The organism is Marinicella gelatinilytica (assembly GCF_026410405.1).
GTDB classification, from domain to species: Bacteria; Pseudomonadota; Gammaproteobacteria; order Xanthomonadales; family Marinicellaceae; genus Marinicella; species Marinicella gelatinilytica.
In genome coordinates, this window is record NZ_JAPMLN010000021.1 from 15,661 (window position 1) to 33,279 (window position 17,619).

A 17,619-nucleotide genomic window follows, 5' to 3' on the forward strand; every position below is an offset into this window, starting at 1 on the left:
AATTAAAAATTAATTATTCTAGACCGTTTACAAACAAGATATCGCGTTGAATTTCCAATCGTGGTATCCCATCTTCATCAATCATTATTATCAAAGCGCCAGATTTCAGTCCTACCAAATCAATTGGTACACCCGCCCAATTGGCTACAGGTGATGATACCAGTGATTCGTTCCATAATTGAAGCTTAGTGTCAGAAGTATTTTCCAGTGTAAATAAATCCCCTTTAGACCAAGCACAAGCACTGATTGCATTACTGAGACTATTATTCATAATTTCAAGTGTTATTGGATCATACATTTCACCACTACCTAATAACACATATAATCCTGTGGGTGGAACGCAGATTGGGTATATTGCTCCAACTCCGCCGTGATAAGGGGAATCTAGTGTATCTCCCAAAGCACCATTTAAACCAATTGATCGCCAAATAATGTCGTTAGGGCTGGTTCCATCACGAAAATGATACAGCTTTCTATTGTGTGAACTCCATGTGTACTTATTTGATACATAACTCCATTCCTCAGTATCGAGTAGGGCTCCTGTTGAATGATAAACACTGTGACTAACCCATGCACCCGCTGGGTCACAAACAAACAAGTGAGCATCCACAGCTTTAAGATAACATGGGGATTGACCAATATTTACAAAAGGAGATTCGTCACCAGTTAAAGGATTCATACTGGTAATTCGACCGTCAGAATACCCAAGATAAATCACATCATGGACTTTGCTATAAGTCATGAAGTTCGGTGGATTTAATAAGGGTAACCCTGCCTCATAACTCATTGTGGATGTATTAAATTTAAATATGGTGAGATTGATTCTGCTAAGCAAATAGAGTGTGTCTTTATCGTCATAATCGAAAGAGTCAATGTTATAAACAAGACCCACTGGGTCAACGGGAGCTCCAGGTTCTAATTCTCCAAATTCTGATACGGCCACTGTTTCTACATCTATTGATGTGATGTTGTAATGAAATAGATATACATCATCACCATACACATAAAATGTATCTTTTAATTCTGACAATTGATATTGACCTGTTTCAAAGACATTATTTGAATATGAATACAGCATAGAGCCGTTCATAATAATTGGAAGATCTTCATAAAAATCTAAATGATCCACCGATCTGGCAAAACTGCCTGCATAAGTCATATCGTTTGTAAAGTAGACAATTCCACTCGAATCGACTACGCGCGAACCATCTGAAAAAGAATAAACTTTATCCGCATCAGGATAATTGCCATGGTATGGAGAGTCAGTTATTGAAGCAATGGTGCCATCACTTTCAATGTCAATGAAGCGAATGTCACTGGGTGAAACACCGGAAGAACGTGCAAAAATATTATTTGATCCTGGCTGTCTGGTCATACCAACCAAAGATGTATAATAGCTATACTCATCAATAATAATACCTGTTTGAGCATCAATCATATGCACATCGTTTTCGTATTTGAAATTGAGTAAAAGCCAATTATCAAAAGCCACCATTTCAGTGACTTCATAAATAGTAGTATGTAAAAGAACTGGCGGATTACCATCTAAATCATATCGGTAAATGTCTGAACCATGAGCAACAAAAACACTTTGATCATTGACTGAAAAGGCGTTAATAATTGGGTTAATGAGTGAAATTTCTGAATCCCAGCTCTGAGTTGAAAGGTTGTATCTTCTTATGCTATCGCTTATATAAAAATAAACGATATTATCTATTCTTTTTGAGTTTAATCCGTTTGTTGTTGAGATTTCTCGATTTTTGGTGTGTTCAGTGTGTGCTTTCTGTTTGTCATGGGGAAATAATTCTGCATAATCATCTCCTAGCAATGTGTTTTTGATGAGTAAGTCAACATCTTCATTCATGTTGTTTGCAAAACTATTTTCAGTTGGAACTAACCAAAACATCAAAAACGATATAACAATAATAATTTTTTTCATGTAACCTCCTTTTGATATGCCAGCTAAGGCATTTAATATTCTAAGTTAGATATAAAATTTTGCGACATAATCTCCAGTTAGAAAAGACAATATTAGTAACATTATTTAATTCCTAGATATGCTTTCATGTGAATTAACATTGTTAAGTGTGTTGTGGTGATAAATCGCTTATAAAATTCTAACTAATCGTTTATGGTGTCTCGGTCACCTAGAATAAATAATACATCACAGTTAAGGGTTCTAGCAAGCTTAAAAAAATTTCAATTAAGTAAAGTTTAGATTTAGGTGGTTTTATAATGACTATAATGAGGTGACTGTCCTAGATGGTAATACCCCCCATTTTTAACTGACACCAAAAGCAGGGGTTGTATGTCTCCTTGTCACCAGCTAAAGCAATTTGTTTTGGCTGAAATCACCTGTCTGTTAACATTCCAAATTGCTTTTTCAACGAATGATTGCTATATTTATTGTATTATTCAAAGCGATGGCGCGTAAATGAAAGATAGCTCATTTAACTGTGCTTTGATGTAACACTTCGAGAGAAAGCCACCATGAAGCCAACTGATATTACCGATCCAGACTATTTTCATAAGGTGGTTGATTGTCAATATGCCTGTCCTTCACATACACCTGTTCCCGAATACATCAGGCTGATTGCCGCTGGGCGTTTTAATGATGCTTATATGATTAACTGGCAATCGAATGTCTTTCCCGGTGTCTTGGGTCGGACTTGCGATCGGCCCTGTGAGCCGGCTTGTCGGCGTGGTCGGGTGGAAGAGGAGCCGGTGGCCATTTGTCGTTTAAAGCGGGTGGCGGCGGATAATAAAACCGACATTCGTGATCGTTTACCAGAGATACCAAAACAGAAAAACGGTAAGAAAATTGCCCTGATTGGTGCCGGGCCGGCGTCTTTAACAGTGGCTCGGGATCTGATGCCCTTGGGTTATGAAATCGATTTGTATGATGACCAAAGTAAAGGCGGCGGTTTTATGCGCAGTCAAATACCGGCGTTTCGACTACCGGAAAAGGTGCTGGATGAAGAGGTCAATTATATTCTCGATATGGGTGTGGTGACGCTGTTTAATCAACAAGTTAGCAGTTTAAAAGAAATCTTAGATAAAAACTACGATGCGGTGTTTGTCGGTACCGGCGCACCGCGCGGGCGGGATTTGCCTGATTTACCGGGACGCAGCGAGGGTGATGCCAATATTCATATCGGCATCAATTGGCTGGCTTCGGTGGCCTTTGAACATGTCAAAAAAATTGGTAAAAGGGTGTTGGTTTTGGGTGGTGGTAACACCGCCATGGATTGTTGCCGAACCGCGATTCGTTTGGGTGGCGAAGATGTCAGGGTGGTGGTCAGAAGTCCGAAATCGGATATGAAGGCGTCGCCCTGGGAAATAGAAGATGCCATGCATGAAGATATTCCTATCTATGAAAACCATAATCCCAAGGCCTTTATCAGCGAAAAGGGACGGCTTGTGGGCATGTTGTTTGATGTGGTTGAGCCGGTTTTTGACGACAACGGCAAACGCACTTTGGTGCCAACCGGTGAAGAGGTGATGATGCCCTGTGATGATGTTTTAATGGCGATAGGTCAATTAAATTCATTTCCCTGGATTGAGCGCGATATTGGCGTTGAATTTAATGACTGGGATATGCCGGAGGTGGATAAAAGCACATTTCAGACCTCGCTACCACAGGTTTTTGTCGGTGGTGATGCCGCTTGGGGACCTGAGAATGTTATTACCGCGGTGGCGCATGGGCATCAGGCGGCGATTTCCATTGATAAACACTGTCATTCTGAAGATGTGCGGGTCCGACCGGCACCCGATTTTAATCTGGTAAGTCAGAAAATGGGCTTTCATGACTGGCTCTATGATGTCCATATTTCAGATGATGAGCGCAACATTGTGCCTCTGGTGGACAAGAAAACGGCCATAGCCGATCGCAAATTAGAAGTAGAGAAAGGCTTTGATTTCAGTCAGGGTTATGAAGAAGCCATGCGCTGTTTGAATTGTGACGTACAAACGGTGTTTGAAACCGATCGCTGTATCGAGTGTGATGCTTGTGAAGACATTTGTCCGGTTCAATGTATCAACTTTATTGACAATGACACGGAGGAAAACTTACGCCAACAATTAAAAGTGAAAGCCACCAATCTTGATCAGGACTTATATGTCTCTGACATCTTAAAAACCAAGCGGGTGATGGTTAAGGATGAAAATGTCTGCCTGCATTGTGGCTTATGCGCCGAGCGCTGTCCCACCGGCGCCTGGGATATGAAAAAATTTCTGCTGTTTTCAGCCCAGGCCGGGCAAGACCGGAGCTCAAAATGAATGCCATGAGTGAGATCAATAAAATTTCAGCAACCAATGATTTTGTGATTCGGTTTGCTAACGTCAATGGTTCGGGTTCGGCGTCCGCCAATAACTTATTCAGTCAAGCCGTGTTTAGACTGGGTGTGCCGGTGTCATCGAAAAATATTTTCCCCTCAAATATTCAAGGCTTGCCCACCTGGTTTGAAGTGAGGATTAATGAACAAGGTTATTTAGGCCGCCGTGGCGGCTATGATTTTGTGGTTGCCGATAATGGCCAGACCATGGCGAAAGACTATCAGGAATTGTTACCCGGCGGTTACTTTTTCTATGATTCATCGAAGCGATTACCGCATACATTTAACCGAGAGGATATTGTTGAACTGGGTGTGCCTTTAACCGAAATCGTCAACACCCATTACACCGATCCACGCCACCGTCAAATATTTAAGAACATTATCTATGTGGGTGCTTTGGCCTATTTGTTGGATATGGATTTCAGTGTGTTTGAAGAGTCAATTAATACCCTGTTTGCCAAAAAACCGAAACTCATTGAACCTAACATTAAAGCCTTAAAACTGGGTTTTGACTATGCTGAACAAAACCATACCGATGTCTGTCAATTAAACATTCATCGCCGCGACCTTAATGGTGATCAAATCCTGATGGAAGGTAATGCAGCCGCCGGTTTAGGGGCTGTCTTTGCCGGTGCCACGGTCGCCGGTTGGTACCCCATCACACCGTCCACTTCTGTGGTTGAAGCCTTTGAGAAATACTGTAAAGCCTACCGTGTTGATCAGGACACCGGTCAAAATAAGTTCGCCATTTTACAGGCGGAAGATGAATTGGCCGCCATTGGCATGGTGATTGGTGCCAGTTGGAATGGTGCGCGAGCCTTTACCGCCACCTCAGGACCGGGTGTGTCGTTAATGAGTGAGTTTTTAGGCCTGGCATATTTTGCCGAGATTCCGGTGATGTTAATGGATATTCAGCGCACCGGGCCCAGTACCGGTATGCCCACCAGAACCCAACAATCTGACCTGATCAGTGCCGCGTATGCGTCCCATGGCGATACCAAGAATGTCCTACTGTTTCCGTCCAACCCGAAAGAATGCTTTGATATGACGGTCATCGGTTTTGATTTAGCCGAGCGATTACAAACGCCGGTTATTCTCATGAGTGATTTGGATCTTGGCATGAATGTTCATCAATGTGATCCGATTGAATGGGATGACAGCCACGTTTATGACCGGGGTAAGGTTTTGAATGAACAGCAATTGACAGATTTAAGCGAGCGTTGGGGTCGGTATTTAGATGTCGATTCTGATGGTATTCCTTATCGCACCATTCCCGGCACCCACCCTGAAAAAGGGGCGTTTTTCACCCGCGGCTCATCCCATGATGAGTATGCCGCCTATACCGAAGATGGCGAAGTCTATGCCCGTGGAATGCAACGTTTGTTGGTCAAATGGGACACCTCAAAAACTTTGGTGCCGGCCGCCGAAGTGTCATCTGAGGGGGCTGATATCGGGGTGATTTATTTCGGCACCAGTGCCTATTCCAGCCAGGAGGCTTTGGATCAATTGCGCAGTACACAAGCAATGGATGCCATGCGCATTCAAGCCTTTCCATTCGGGCCGGAAGTGGCTGATTTTATTCATCAGCACCAGATACTCTTTTTGATTGAGCAAAACCGTGATGCCCAAATGAAAACCTTGTTGGTTAATGAGCTGGCCATTGATCCGAATAAAATCATATCCGTGTTAAATATTGACGGTATGCCTATAACCGCAGAATTTTTAGTCACGGAAATTCAAAATCATTTAAATGATCTGCTGAGTCACGGTCGGGAGAATCAACAATCCACCGGAGGTGTGGCATGACTTACATCCGACCCAATTTCAGGCACCCTGAGAAAGATCGCAATAAACTTGGTTACTCGATTCGAAATTATGAAGGTGCTTTATCCACTTTATGTGCCGGTTGTGGCCATGACTCCATCAGTGCGGCGATTATTCAATCATGTTTCGACCTGAATTTAGAACCCCATAAAATCGCCAAGATTTCCGGTATTGGTTGTTCATCAAAAACCCCGACTTATTTCCTGGGTAAAGCGCATGGCTTTAACTCCGTTCACGGCCGCATGCCGTCAGTGACCACCGGCGCCAATATGGCCAATAAAGACCTGCTGTATTTAGGGGTGTCCGGTGATGGTGATACCGCGTCCATCGGTATGGGGCAATTTGCGCATGTTATCAGACGTAATTTAAACATGGTTTATATCGTTATGAATAACGGCTGCTATGGCCTCACCAAAGGTCAGGATTCAGCCACCGCAGATAAGGGCTCAGTCAGTAAAAAAGGTGTTCCCAGCCTGTTTGATTCCATCGATTTATGCCAAATGGCCCTGCAACTGGGCGCAGGACTGGTGGCCAGGAGTTTTTCCGGTGATAAAAAACAACTCACACCCCTGATCAAAGCCGCCATTCAACATCGAGGCTTTGCCTTCATTGATGTGATCTCGCCCTGTGTCACATTTAACAACACGCCGCAATCAACCAAAGGCTATGAATGGGTACGTGAGCATATGGAAGCCACCGGAACCATTGATTTTATTCCTGACAGATCTGAAATCACCCTTGATTATCCCGCTGGTAGTTCCCGTAAAGTGACACTCCATGACGGAAGTGAATTGCATTTACAAAAAAATGGCACAGATTACGATTTAAGCAGTCGCAAAGCCGCTATGAATCAAATAGAAACCGTCAAAGAACAGCAAAAAATATTAACCGGATTAATCTATCACAATGAAACCAAGCTGGATACCCACGGTAAAATTAATACCGTGGAGACACCTTTGAATGCCTTAACGCAGGATGAACTGTGTCCGGGTTCCACCGTGTTATCAGAACTCAACGCCAAATTACGTTGAATTGAGCGACTTTTATGGCGGTTCTGCGGACTTTTTCTAACAATTCAGATTTTTTTTCACTCATTGTGTAATAAATTTCGAAATTCCCCACTAACTCAGTACTTTCTTAATAAATGTGAATGCAATGAAAAAATTTCTATCGTTAACAATTTTAGTGGCTTGGATTGTGGGTTTTGCCATTGGTTTCAACAAAGCCTACAGCAAAACGGATGATCAGTCATTGGCCAATTCCGTGGTCTGGGAAGTGACCGGACCGGATCTTGAAAAGCCATCTTATTTGGTGGGGACCATGCATATTATGTGTGAAAAAGACTTTGTTATTAGTCCCAAAATTCATCAGGTTCTTGAAAATTCTCAGCAACTTTACCTTGAACTGGATTTTGATGATCCGGTAGTAAAGAATGAAATGATGAGTGCCATGGTGGCAAAAAAATCACTCAAAGAGCGGTTTTCAAAAGAGCAATATGATCAATTTGCCGGGTTTTTATCAGAACACAGTCAATATAAAATCGAAATGTTTGACCAGTTAGAATACATTGCCATAGTTGCTGCTTTAACGGTGGAGGCCTTATCTTGTCGGAATATCAAGGGTCTGGATGAAGAATTGGCAAATTTAGCACAGCAATTAAGTATACCGGTTTATGGCTTAGAGACCGTGGCTGAACAAATGACGGCCATTGCCATTATGGACCCTGAAAAAGGTCAGCTGATGACGGAGGAAGAAATCAGCATGTTTATTGATATGAAAAAGTACCTTACCGAGATGGATAATTTATACCTACAAGAAGATATTGTTGGTTTACTTGAGTTTATGGCTAATTATCCCGGCGCTGCAAAATCATGGGACAAAGTAGAGCGGGTCTTACTTCATGACAGAAATAAAAACTGGGTTGCTAAAATCCCCGGTATCGCGCAACAAAAACCAACGGTGTTCGCTTTCGGCGCGGGTCATTTGGCCGGTGAGAATGGTGTGATTCAGTTACTGCGGGATGCCGGTTTAACCGTAAAGCCAATCATGCAATAAGTCTTGACGTGACTGAAACGGAATTCCTCGACAAACTTGAACAGCACAAGGGGATCCTGCTCAAAGTGAGCAGGATCTATTGTGACCACCCCGAAGACCGTAAAGATTTATTCCAGGAAATTATCTGCCAACTTTGGCGCTCCTTAAAAACATTCAAACATAAAAGCACCTTCTCAACCTGGATGTACCGGGTTGCCATTAACACCGCTTTGGTGTTTCATAAAAATGACAAGAAAAGACTCGATAATCACACTTTATCTGATCATGACGCCCGCGCCAAAGCACCTTATGACGATAAGTATGAGCGGCAATTAAAACAATTCTATGGGGCAGTGAAGTACCTGAATGAAGTCGAAAAAGCACTTATTTTACTTTATATCGAAGGCCTAAGCGGTGAGGACATCGCTGCTACCCTGGGTATCTCGGCCAATAACGTCCGGGTTAAAACCAACCGCACAAAGACAAAATTACAGAACATAATCGAGGCACAGAACAATGAACTTTGATGACATAAAACAAGCCATGGACGATGAGCCCAATGATTTAACCATTCCTTTGTCCATCAGGGATATTAAATCGTCCCGTTCAGCCATGAAGAAGATAAAAAACCGGCTAATAATTGAAGTACTTATAAGCATGGTATTGATTGTTGTTCTTATGTTAAATCCATTATGGAATGAAATGCATGAATCGGCACAAATTTTATATTATTTAACAGTATTCAATACGATTATGGTTATTCTGGGATTTGTTTTATTCCAGATAAAGTTAATAATAGGTCTTGGGATTTATGACTTAACAAGCCGACAAGCCATTGAACTATTTATTATAAAAATCAAATCAGCCATAGAAGTTGGTAAATATTTTTCTTTTGGTGTCATGGCGACTTTATTTATCCCAATTATTATCGTCTATTTCGGCAGCATAAATTATCCTGAACACTACACGTATAATGACTTGTACTTAAACATCCCATGGTGGAAGATTGCCTTGATTATTGCCGGAATTATATTTTTCTCTTATTTGGGAAGCGTTATAAACTTGAAAATATTACAGAAAATATACAACAAGCAATTACAGAATTTAGAAAATGTTATTAGACAATTTTAATTACTAAGGTATAAATCTTCACACTATGAAAGTAAAAAAAATGTCTGATGTGCTGGCTTATAAGACTCTATTGTTGAAGGCAGACTGTAGGTTGGAGCTGAGGTACGAAGCCCAACAAAAAGCCGGTATCATGTTGGGCTGCGCAGGCTTAGCCCAACCTACAAGCGAAAACCAACAGGAAATAGAAAATTATGAATCAAATGTATAAATACAAACGACAACGTATCAGCGTCAATGACACCACATTTGACTTAATTACGCGCCTGGATAGTGAACATAATGATAGTATTTATCACCAAAATAAACGACTGTCATTGATTGAGATTAAGGGCGACAGAACCCACCAAATTGAGTTCGATGGCAATAAATACAGTATCTATGTGGACAGCGAACAGACCGTGACCGAGGTTCTGGTGAATGGTCAGTCGCAGGACTTTGTATGTGATGAGGCTAAGTTAAGCCCATGGGTGAAGTATTTGACGGGTATTGCATTTTTGATTATGGCGACGTTGGTCATCTTTGTCGATAAAACACTCAAATCTGACTATAAGATGAGCTACTATGGTTTTCAAATGACCATCGCTGTGCTGATTTTATATCTTTTATTTAGGCAATATCGCTTTGCCTATCCACGGAAAAAATAATCATACCAGTCTCTGTTTCGTTGTCTTTGTGCGACTGGCCATAATCAGTTTCTTTATTATCACCATCGTGGTAATGTTTATCAGCTCCATTATTTTCTAATAGACCTTATGAAGGATAACAGCGGAAAACAAGCCCATTGGGATCACATTTTCAGCGACAAACCTGACGAAACCTTGGGATGGTATGAGCGGGATGTCTCTTACACCTTGGATTTCTTTCCAAAGGGTTTATTGGACAAGCCGCAAACGATATTTATCGCCGGAGCCGGGACCTCGCAGTTGGTGGATGGTTTGCTGGCCATGGGGCATCGATTGATTCTCAATGACATCAGTGAGGCGGCGCTGGCCAGGCTGCGTGAACGAATTGGTGAGCAGAAGGACATCATCTGGTTACCAGCTGATCTGTCACATCCTCTACCGAATGAATTACCAGCCGTGGATATCTGGATTGATCGCGCGGTGCTGCACTTTTTAATTGATAATCAGGCTATTGATAAATATTTTGTGAATCTTTATCGTTTGCTGAAAAATAACGGCTATGTGCTGTTGGCGGAATTTTCAGAATCCGGCGCGGAGCGCTGTGCGGGGTTACCGGTGCGGCGGTATTCTTTAGATGATATGAATCAGCGGATGTTACCGGATTTTGCTTTGATTAAGTATGCTCATTATGACTATATAACGCCGGCGGGTGGGCAGCGCCCGTATTTATACGCGTTATATCAGCGCTCATAAAAATCCTGCGATTAAATCTTAATAAACATCCTCGCGGTAACGGCCGGCGGTTTTTAGGGCGGTGACATCGAGTTCGATGGGAGCCAAAATGTCATTCATGGCGGTGACCACGCCACCTGCCATTTTGCGCCCGCCGCACACTAAAATCTGGGCATTATTTTGTATCAGCGCACGGATATGTTCGGCATCAGTGAGTAACTTGTCCTGGACGTAACCACTGTCTTTGGGGATTCTCGAAAAGGCGGTGTTGAGGCCGCTGAGTCGCTGGTCGCTGAGGTAGGTTTTGAGCTCTTGTTCATAGAGAAAATCGGAATCGGGATTGCGTCCGCCCCAATACAGGTACATGGGATGACGGGATTTGTTGTTACGAATAAAGCCGATTAAAGGCCCAAGGCCGGTTCCGGCACCGATTAAGATAATCGGTTGTTTGCCGCTGGCGGGGCGAAATTGTGGGTTGTCCTGAATAAACGCTTCAATGGTTTCACCGATGTTCAAATTATGCAGAAAATTTGAACATAGTCCGCCTTGTACCTGACGAACGCATATTTCTAAAACCCCGTCAACGGATGCCGACGCCAGGGAATAATAACGGGGTATGACGCTGCCCGGCGGTAAAATACCCACTAAATCACCGGCTTCAAAGTGAGGCAGTTTCGAGGTTTTGAATAATGTCTGAAACCATCCTGTGGGCTGGCTTTGGTCGGCCATTTTAAAACGCAAAACTGATGTGGGGGCCTGCACGCGTTCACCATAGTTAATGCGTTCTGCTAATTGTAAGGTTACGGTTTTGGGTTGTGGCGGGGTGTGGTCCAGTGTCAGTGGGGTGCCGATTTCCTGGCCGATGGCCTCGCCCCAACGGGCAAAGGTTTGACTTGATTGGCGATCAATCATTTCAGTGGCCAATAGCGCCGGCCAGCCTTTATCTTTTAAGGCGTCTGCAACCTGTTGTGCATAGCCACAGAATTTTGGAAATTGGCGGTCACCAAAACCCAAGACCGCAAAAGGTATGGACGGGGTATCAGCAACTTCTGCCAGGCGCTTAAGGAACTGTTTGGCTGACGCCGGGGCATCACCATCACCATAGGTGGCCGTTAAAATAAACAGTCGTTTCGCCTGTGGGTAGGTGTCGGCGAGCTTATTCATGGCGGCGGTATGAACCCGGTAACCGGCTGAGTTCAGGGCATTATGCAGGTTTTCAGCAAAGCCCCAGGTGCTGTTATTTTCACTGCCCACCAGGATCACGCTGTCAGCCGATGGGGCTTTGCTGTTGTTGCTGATACGTGGAATGGCACGTCTGCGTCGCCACCACACCTGGATGCCGGTCCATGTCATTAATGGCACTGTGAGGGCACTTAAGCCCAGTATTAAGGCCAGCCACCACAGTCCTTCACCGGTGTGTAACATATAGATGAATTCATAGATTTTTTGTCGGCTGTTATAGGGCTCAAAAGCCAATAATTGACCGGTTGATTGGTCAATAAAACCCATGCCTTGTTGGGTTGTGATTGAATAGACATCATAAGCGTCCTGCGGGTAGGGGTACACCAGTTCTCGAAGTTCAGAGACCGGAATGGTTTTAAGCGCAGCCATGGAACCAATGGCTGCCGGCTCTCCACCGTCCACTTGATCAGGAAAAGCCGGCTCCGCAGTTTGATGATCAGGAATAAACTCAAAGGTTTCCAGAGACATATAAAGACCGGTGATGGCCGATAACAGCAGGCCGATAAGTGCCAGACGACCGACCTGGCTGTGTAGTCTCTGTGACAGTGTTGAACCCTGAATGGGGCGGAACAAATAACGCCAGCCACCGGCTCTGTTCACCAGCATCAGGGTGCCGGAAATACTTAACAGCAGCATCACAAGGGCGCCTAAAGCGACCGCAATACGTCCCGGGGTGTCGAGTAGATAGGATCGGTGCAGGTTTTTCAGCCAGGTTTTAAAGGGTGTGATGGTATAAGGGCCAATTGTATTGGCGGTGAATGGGTCGATGCGATCGGCACCGGCCTGATTATTGTCCGTATAAAAAACTATCAGGGTGCCGGATGGGGTACGTTGTAGCTGCTCAATTTGTGGGTATCGGCTCGCCAGCTTGCCGGTTAATTCCGCCACAGTGATGGCTGAAGTGCCCATAACGCTGGCTTGGCTGCGTTCAATGGTTGGATTAATCGATAAAATGACGCCGGTGATGGCCAGTACCACCACCAACAGCAACGCCGATAAGCCCAATATGGAGTGGAGTTTACGTATCATGGCGTCTTTTCCTTATAGTAATCCGGCAGTCCTGAATACAATGTATTGGACTGCTGGGTTAATAATGGTAGATTAAAATGAATAGCTGAAACTTTGCACGTAGCCACGGCCGGCAGTGGTTTGGCCGACACCTTCCGTGGTTAATGACACCACCACATCATTGCGATTATCCCGCATATCTTCCACCGCTGTATCGACCCTGACTTGGTAACCTGAATCAATAAATGAATCGTCCAAATCAAGGGTTACAGTCATGGTTTTACCGGCTGCCACACTGGCACCGGTGAGGGCATCATATTCACTGCTGCGCAAGCCACTACCACGCGCCCAGCCGCTTAAGTGCTTGTAATATTTAGATTTTTCTCCGGCAATCCATAAGGTTTTTTGATATTGACCGGCTTCATTGGTGAGGTATAAGGCCACATAAGCGCCATCACCGCCATAACTTTTCAGTTCGGTGGTGAAGGTGACTTCGCGGGCGTTGGCAGCCATGGCCGATAGTAAGCTGGCGATGGCTGCCGGTATCAGAATGCGATTTGTCATGCTGTCATCTCCGTGTTGTTACTGAATGTTTACTTTGGGTCTTTGTTTGCTGTCTTTATTGTTCGCAGGTTTTTGTTGGCCACTGCGTTTTTTTAAATAGCCCGAGCGATTGCCCGAACCCGTAAACTTGATTTCAAGTTCTATAATTTCCAAGCTAGCCGGTGAGAATTTGGCTTCTACACGGTGACCGTCCTGGTCAAAGCCTTTGACTTCGTAACAGCCGTCATCGACTTTAATGCGCTTCACGTCCCAGCCGTTGTCAATCATCAGTTGACGCAGGTTTTCCTGCGGTTGCCAGTCGGCCACCGGATCGGTGCAGTCATCATCAGCCAGTGCCGCTGTTGAGATTAAAAAAGCGGCCATCAATGCAGCCATTTGTACAATTTTCATGGTGTCTCTCCAGTTGTTTGAACCTTAACTATAATCTGCTTTCCTGACAATAACCTGAAAGCAGGTTTAAAATATTTAATTTATCGAAATTCAAAGGCTTCTTTGCGAAACCGCAGTGAACCCGGTAGCATTTTCTTTAAGCCTGTTTCCAATAATCTGGCCAGGCCTTTGGGGCCACAGTACCAAACTTCCGTTAGCTTTTTCGCAGCATCTCGATTGAGCAGGTCTTTCGGTGTGATTTTCTGACCTTTATGACTGTCATGTATGTGTAGAATGATACCAGGTGAGTTATCAGATTTCAGGTTATCACATAACTGCTGTAATCGTGGCACCATCGGATCGGAGGAGCCATCATGGGTACAATAATGCATCTGCGCAGTCGGTACCTGTTCCGGGTAATTTTGTAATTCTTCTAACCAGGCTAAAAAGGGGGTTACACCAATACCGGCAGCCACCCAAATTTGCTCGGCGTTGGCTTTGTGGTGTTTTAAATCAAACCGGCCATAAGGCCCTTCAACAGTGACGGCTTGACCCTCGGTTATTTTTCCGGCTAAATTTTTGGTGTAATCGCCAAGGGCTTTTATTTCAAAAGTTAATTGACCATTGTTTTTATCCGCATTGGCAATGGTGAATGGGTGGTTGCCTTCAAGCCGATCGAAACGCACAAAAGCAAATTGTCCCGCCCGGTGACCGGGCCATTTTTTACCCAATTGACAGACCACCTGAGTAATGCCTTGAGCACTGGCTGTAATGGATTTGATGGTGCCTTGAACCCGTCGTGTTCGGCCAATGTGTCCGGTTAAAGAGCGCATGGCTGCGATACTGCCGGCCAGCATTAACAGGCCCAGTAGTAAGCCGATGGGTTGTTGCCACCAGCTAAATGGTGTTAGCCAGGCTGCATGAAAGACCAGTAATAAATACAGCACCGGCATAATACGGTGTAAATAACGCCAGAATTTGTAGGGAAAAAACTTCAATAGTGACAACAGCACCATGCCAGCCACCAGATAAAAGCTCCATTCACCCAAATCCTCAGCCAGTTCTTGCATATTATCAACAAAGACTGAAACCGAAGCCTCAGTGGGTTGTCCGGAGACCAACAAGAGCGATTCTAACCAGTCATCATTCATTTCAGTTAACCAATGTAGAACCGCAAAAATGACCGCTAATATCGCCGTCCATTTATGCAGTCGGTAGATCTTATCAAGGCCATTAAACACAGGTTCTAATATCGCCGGTCTGGTCGCCAGTATCATGGTTATCGACAGCAAGGCCATCGCCAATAGTCCTGTGACATACAGGATATTGTCGTATGTTATCCAGGGCAAATGAGTGCTTGCAGTTGCGTTCATGGCATAACTCCAGGCCCAGATAGCAACAATTACAGTGCTGATGAGTGCCAGCATAACAGTGAGTTTTTTATTATTCATTGTTTACATCCGATGACTAATTGTTGTTCACTTTATATGGCTATCCTGACAGCAACCTTAAAATTGTCTTTTAGACTTACTTTATGGTACTTACTCAGGTTATGATTATTTTTTAGTGCAGATGTAGGTTATGAGATGCGGCTATTATTACTTGAGGATACCATCGAGTTAGGTGAGGTGATCGACAATCAGATGACCGATGAAGGCCATGCGGTGGACTGGGTGCAAACCATTGGTCAGGCCAAAGCCGCACTGGCGAGTACCGAATACGACTTAATTCTGCTTGATTTGATGTTGCCCGATGGCCATGGCATTAATTTGTTGAAGGCATTAAGACATTCAGGTGACAGCACAGCGGTGATTATTTTAACCGCCAAAGATCAGATTTCTGATCGAATCAAAGGTTTAAATGCGGGTGCCGATGATTATCTGGTCAAACCCTTTGATTTATCTGAGCTGAGTGCCCGGGTTGGCGCGGTAGCCCGACGTTATGCGGGTAATCCCAATCCATTAATTAAGCTGGCGGATTTAGATATTGATATGAATAAGCATTTGGTATTACGTAGTGATGCGACGATTCATTTGTCCGCCCGTGAGTGGGCATTATTGGAAGCGTTTTTACAAAGACCCGGTATTTTATTGTCAAAAGCGCAATTAGAAGATCATCTCTATGCTTTTGGTGCCGAAATTGAAAGTAATACCATTGAAGTTTACGTCAGTCGTTTACGCAAGAAGCTGGGCAAGGAACTAATTGAAACGGTGCGTGGTTTGGGTTATCGGATGAAAACTTCATGAAGCGGGCAAAAAGTTTGCAAAAAACCCTGGGCGTCGGTTTAACCCTGGGTGTTGCTCTTTTATGGGTTTTGGCGCTGGTGGTGGCGGTGACTGTGTTGCGTGACAGAATGAATGAGATGTTTGATAGTGCTTTAGAGGAAACGGCGCAGCGGATAATGCCGTTGGCGGTGGTTGAAATTATCAACAGTGAAACCCCCGGGCAATTACAAAATATTATGCCATTCGCCGCTCATGACGAATATTTTATCTATCTGGTGCGCGATAACAGCGGTACAGTTTTGCTGAAATCGCACAACGCGGATCCGGCGGTATTTAAGCCAGATTTTCAGACTGGTTTTAGTTCATCGGCAAGTCACCGGTTTTATGGTGCCTCAGCAGTTCAGGATACACTGCATATACAGGTGGCAGAACCCTTATCGCAAAGACAAGAAGCGCTCCGGGAAATGGTTTTCACCCTGGTGTGGCCGCTGGCGATACTTATTCCATTGTGCTTTTTCGGTACCTGGTTGTTTGTGCGTTACAGTTTGCGCCATGTGCTGGCTTTTAGCGAAGCCATTAAATCACGTGATGGTGGCGACCTATCGCCGATACAAAACCATAATTTACCCGCTGAGGTTAATACCATTGCCGAATCTTTGAATGATTTATTGCAGCGATTGCGCCGGGCCATGGAGTTAGAACATGCCTTTACCGCTAACAGTGCCCATGAATTACGCACACCGATTGCCACGGCACTGGCACAAATACAAAGGCTGCAACAAACCTTGCCGGCGGGTTCGAGCCAGGAACAAGCCAGCAAAATCGAAACCTCGATACGGAAGCTGTCTCGATTATCTGAGAAACTGATGCAGTTAGCCAAAGCCGAAGGTGGCCGTTTATTGTCCGCTGAACGGCATGATTTAATCAGTCTTTTACGCTTGATTGTTGAAGAATTCAGACGCTCCTATGCAAATGCAGTCATTCACTTAAATGTACCGGACAATGAATCATTCATGTCTAATCTGGATGCCGATGCCTTTGCCATCCTGGTGCAAAACCTATTGGATAATGCCGTTAAGCATGGTCATGAAGGTAAACCGATAGAGATACGGTTTTCTGCCCAGGGTACTTTACGCATCATCAATCATGCAGATGTTATCCCGGTCGAAAAATTAACTCAGCTTCGTCGTCGCTTTGTCAGATCTAACAGCCAAGCTGAAGGATCCGGCCTGGGTTTAGCGATAGCAGATGCCATTGTTAGCGGTGTCGGTGCCACCATGACCATTCACTCACCTGCCGTTAATCGTATAGATGGTTTTGAAGTGCGTATTAATTTCTCTGGTATTTAGCCAGACGATGTCATCAATAAAAGATAGATCTTTCCGCTTATATGAAACTTGAATTCAAGTAATAAGTGCAATTTAATCATGCAGCAAGTAAATCGACTTGCTGCCCCATAAATAATTCATTCGGAGATTTCCCGCCTCTTGTTTTCCGTGGTCTGTTATTCAGGCAATCCATTACGTGTTCTAT

At 44.1% G+C, this 17,619-nt stretch carries 16 protein-coding genes and 1 pseudogene; 11 read left to right on the forward strand and 6 right to left on the reverse strand.

The features are described 5' to 3' along the window. Positions 1 to 13: 13 nt before the first annotated feature. The gene (locus OS173_RS12520; RefSeq protein ID WP_267184631.1) at positions 14 to 1,939 is read right to left on the reverse strand and encodes a hypothetical protein; all 1,926 of its coding nucleotides are present in this window, start codon (positions 1,937 to 1,939) and stop codon (positions 14 to 16) included. 551 nt (positions 1,940 to 2,490) lie between these two features. Between OS173_RS12520 and OS173_RS12525 the strand changes: the two genes are divergently transcribed. From OS173_RS12525 to OS173_RS12565, 9 genes are all read left to right on the forward strand, one after another. Continuing rightward, positions 2,491 to 4,278, forward strand: coding sequence for an FAD-dependent oxidoreductase (locus OS173_RS12525; RefSeq protein ID WP_267184632.1), 1,788 nt, complete (start codon positions 2,491 to 2,493; stop codon positions 4,276 to 4,278). Next, a complete protein-coding gene (locus tag OS173_RS12530; RefSeq protein WP_267184633.1) occupies positions 4,275 to 6,140 on the forward strand; it encodes a 2-oxoacid:acceptor oxidoreductase subunit alpha in 1,866 nt (621 codons plus the stop codon). Before OS173_RS12525 ends, OS173_RS12530 begins: the two co-directional genes overlap by 4 nt. After that, positions 6,137 to 7,189, forward strand: coding sequence for a 2-oxoacid:ferredoxin oxidoreductase subunit beta (locus tag OS173_RS12535; protein WP_267184634.1), 1,053 nt, complete (start codon positions 6,137 to 6,139; stop codon positions 7,187 to 7,189). The genes OS173_RS12530 and OS173_RS12535 overlap by 4 nt, the downstream gene beginning before the upstream one ends. 124 nt (positions 7,190 to 7,313) lie before the next feature. Next, a complete protein-coding gene (locus tag OS173_RS12540; protein ID WP_267184635.1) occupies positions 7,314 to 8,213 on the forward strand; it encodes a TraB/GumN family protein in 900 nt (299 codons plus the stop codon). Positions 8,214 to 8,221: 8 nt separating this feature from the next. After that, positions 8,222 to 8,719: an RNA polymerase sigma factor gene (locus OS173_RS12545; RefSeq protein WP_267184636.1), complete on the forward strand. Its 498-nt coding sequence runs from the start codon at positions 8,222 to 8,224 to the stop codon at positions 8,717 to 8,719. After that, positions 8,709 to 9,323, forward strand: a complete 615-nt coding sequence (locus OS173_RS12550) for a hypothetical protein (protein ID WP_267184637.1) — start codon at positions 8,709 to 8,711, stop codon at positions 9,321 to 9,323. The genes OS173_RS12545 and OS173_RS12550 overlap by 11 nt, the downstream gene beginning before the upstream one ends. Before the next feature lie 25 nt (positions 9,324 to 9,348). Beyond that, on the forward strand, positions 9,349 to 9,531 hold the full coding sequence (locus tag OS173_RS12555; protein WP_267184638.1) for a hypothetical protein: 183 nt from the start codon (positions 9,349 to 9,351) through the stop codon (positions 9,529 to 9,531). After that, positions 9,515 to 9,967, forward strand: a complete 453-nt coding sequence (locus OS173_RS12560) for a hypothetical protein (RefSeq protein WP_267184639.1) — start codon at positions 9,515 to 9,517, stop codon at positions 9,965 to 9,967. The genes OS173_RS12555 and OS173_RS12560 overlap by 17 nt, the downstream gene beginning before the upstream one ends. A 108-nt stretch (positions 9,968 to 10,075) precedes the next feature. Further along, complete coding sequence (locus tag OS173_RS12565; protein ID WP_267184640.1) at positions 10,076 to 10,699, forward strand: methyltransferase; 624 nt, start codon at positions 10,076 to 10,078, stop codon at positions 10,697 to 10,699. Positions 10,700 to 10,717: 18 nt separating this feature from the next. On the opposite strand, the gene OS173_RS12570 is transcribed toward OS173_RS12565, so the two are convergent. The 4 genes from OS173_RS12570 to OS173_RS12585 form a co-directional block, all read right to left on the reverse strand. Next, positions 10,718 to 12,949 carry a PepSY domain-containing protein gene (locus OS173_RS12570; protein ID WP_267184641.1) on the reverse strand — a complete coding sequence of 744 codons (2,232 nt, stop codon included), beginning with the start codon at positions 12,947 to 12,949 and terminating at the stop codon, positions 10,718 to 10,720. Between the two features lie 72 nt (positions 12,950 to 13,021). Beyond that, on the reverse strand, positions 13,022 to 13,492 hold the full coding sequence (locus OS173_RS12575) for a DUF2271 domain-containing protein (RefSeq protein WP_267184642.1): 471 nt from the start codon (positions 13,490 to 13,492) through the stop codon (positions 13,022 to 13,024). A gap of 18 nt (positions 13,493 to 13,510) precedes the next feature. Next, entirely contained in the window at positions 13,511 to 13,882 is a 372-nt protein-coding gene (locus OS173_RS12580; protein WP_267184643.1) for a PepSY domain-containing protein, read from the reverse strand. Positions 13,883 to 13,962: 80 nt separating this feature from the next. Next, positions 13,963 to 15,312 carry a ferredoxin reductase family protein gene (locus tag OS173_RS12585; protein WP_267184644.1) on the reverse strand — a complete coding sequence of 450 codons (1,350 nt, stop codon included), beginning with the start codon at positions 15,310 to 15,312 and terminating at the stop codon, positions 13,963 to 13,965. Positions 15,313 to 15,447: 135 nt separating this feature from the next. Between OS173_RS12585 and OS173_RS12590 the strand changes: the two genes are divergently transcribed. Both OS173_RS12590 and OS173_RS12595 read left to right on the forward strand, forming a co-directional pair. Further along, positions 15,448 to 16,107: a response regulator transcription factor gene (locus tag OS173_RS12590; RefSeq protein ID WP_267184645.1), complete on the forward strand. Its 660-nt coding sequence runs from the start codon at positions 15,448 to 15,450 to the stop codon at positions 16,105 to 16,107. Continuing rightward, the gene (locus tag OS173_RS12595) at positions 16,104 to 17,435 is read left to right on the forward strand and encodes a sensor histidine kinase (RefSeq protein WP_267184646.1); all 1,332 of its coding nucleotides are present in this window, start codon (positions 16,104 to 16,106) and stop codon (positions 17,433 to 17,435) included. Before OS173_RS12590 ends, OS173_RS12595 begins: the two co-directional genes overlap by 4 nt. A gap of 76 nt (positions 17,436 to 17,511) precedes the next feature. On the opposite strand, the pseudogene OS173_RS12600 reads toward OS173_RS12595, so the two are convergent. Continuing rightward, a pseudogene (locus OS173_RS12600) lies at positions 17,512 to 17,619 on the reverse strand (IS30 family transposase); the annotation flags it as partial.

Excerpts from the sequence above, each read along its gene's own strand:
- OS173_RS12520 (WP_267184631.1), bottom strand. The coding sequence starts at position 1,939 with ATGAAAAAAATTATTATTGTTATATCGTTTTTGATGTTTTGGTTAGTT.
- OS173_RS12525 (WP_267184632.1), top strand. The coding sequence starts at position 2,491 with ATGAAGCCAACTGATATTACCGATCCAGACTATTTTCATAAGGTGGTT.
- OS173_RS12530 (WP_267184633.1), top strand. The coding sequence starts at position 4,275 with ATGAATGCCATGAGTGAGATCAATAAAATTTCAGCAACCAATGATTTT.
- OS173_RS12535 (WP_267184634.1), top strand. The coding sequence starts at position 6,137 with ATGACTTACATCCGACCCAATTTCAGGCACCCTGAGAAAGATCGCAAT.
- OS173_RS12540 (WP_267184635.1), top strand. The coding sequence starts at position 7,314 with ATGAAAAAATTTCTATCGTTAACAATTTTAGTGGCTTGGATTGTGGGT.
- OS173_RS12550 (WP_267184637.1), top strand. The coding sequence starts at position 8,709 with ATGAACTTTGATGACATAAAACAAGCCATGGACGATGAGCCCAATGAT.
- OS173_RS12555 (WP_267184638.1), top strand. The coding sequence starts at position 9,349 with ATGAAAGTAAAAAAAATGTCTGATGTGCTGGCTTATAAGACTCTATTG.
- OS173_RS12560 (WP_267184639.1), top strand. The coding sequence starts at position 9,515 with ATGAATCAAATGTATAAATACAAACGACAACGTATCAGCGTCAATGAC.
- OS173_RS12565 (WP_267184640.1), top strand. The coding sequence starts at position 10,076 with ATGAAGGATAACAGCGGAAAACAAGCCCATTGGGATCACATTTTCAGC.
- OS173_RS12570 (WP_267184641.1), bottom strand. The coding sequence starts at position 12,949 with ATGATACGTAAACTCCACTCCATATTGGGCTTATCGGCGTTGCTGTTG.
- OS173_RS12575 (WP_267184642.1), bottom strand. The coding sequence starts at position 13,492 with ATGACAAATCGCATTCTGATACCGGCAGCCATCGCCAGCTTACTATCG.
- OS173_RS12580 (WP_267184643.1), bottom strand. The coding sequence starts at position 13,882 with ATGAAAATTGTACAAATGGCTGCATTGATGGCCGCTTTTTTAATCTCA.
- OS173_RS12585 (WP_267184644.1), bottom strand. The coding sequence starts at position 15,312 with ATGAATAATAAAAAACTCACTGTTATGCTGGCACTCATCAGCACTGTA.
- OS173_RS12590 (WP_267184645.1), top strand. The coding sequence starts at position 15,448 with ATGCGGCTATTATTACTTGAGGATACCATCGAGTTAGGTGAGGTGATC.
- OS173_RS12595 (WP_267184646.1), top strand. The coding sequence starts at position 16,104 with ATGAAGCGGGCAAAAAGTTTGCAAAAAACCCTGGGCGTCGGTTTAACC.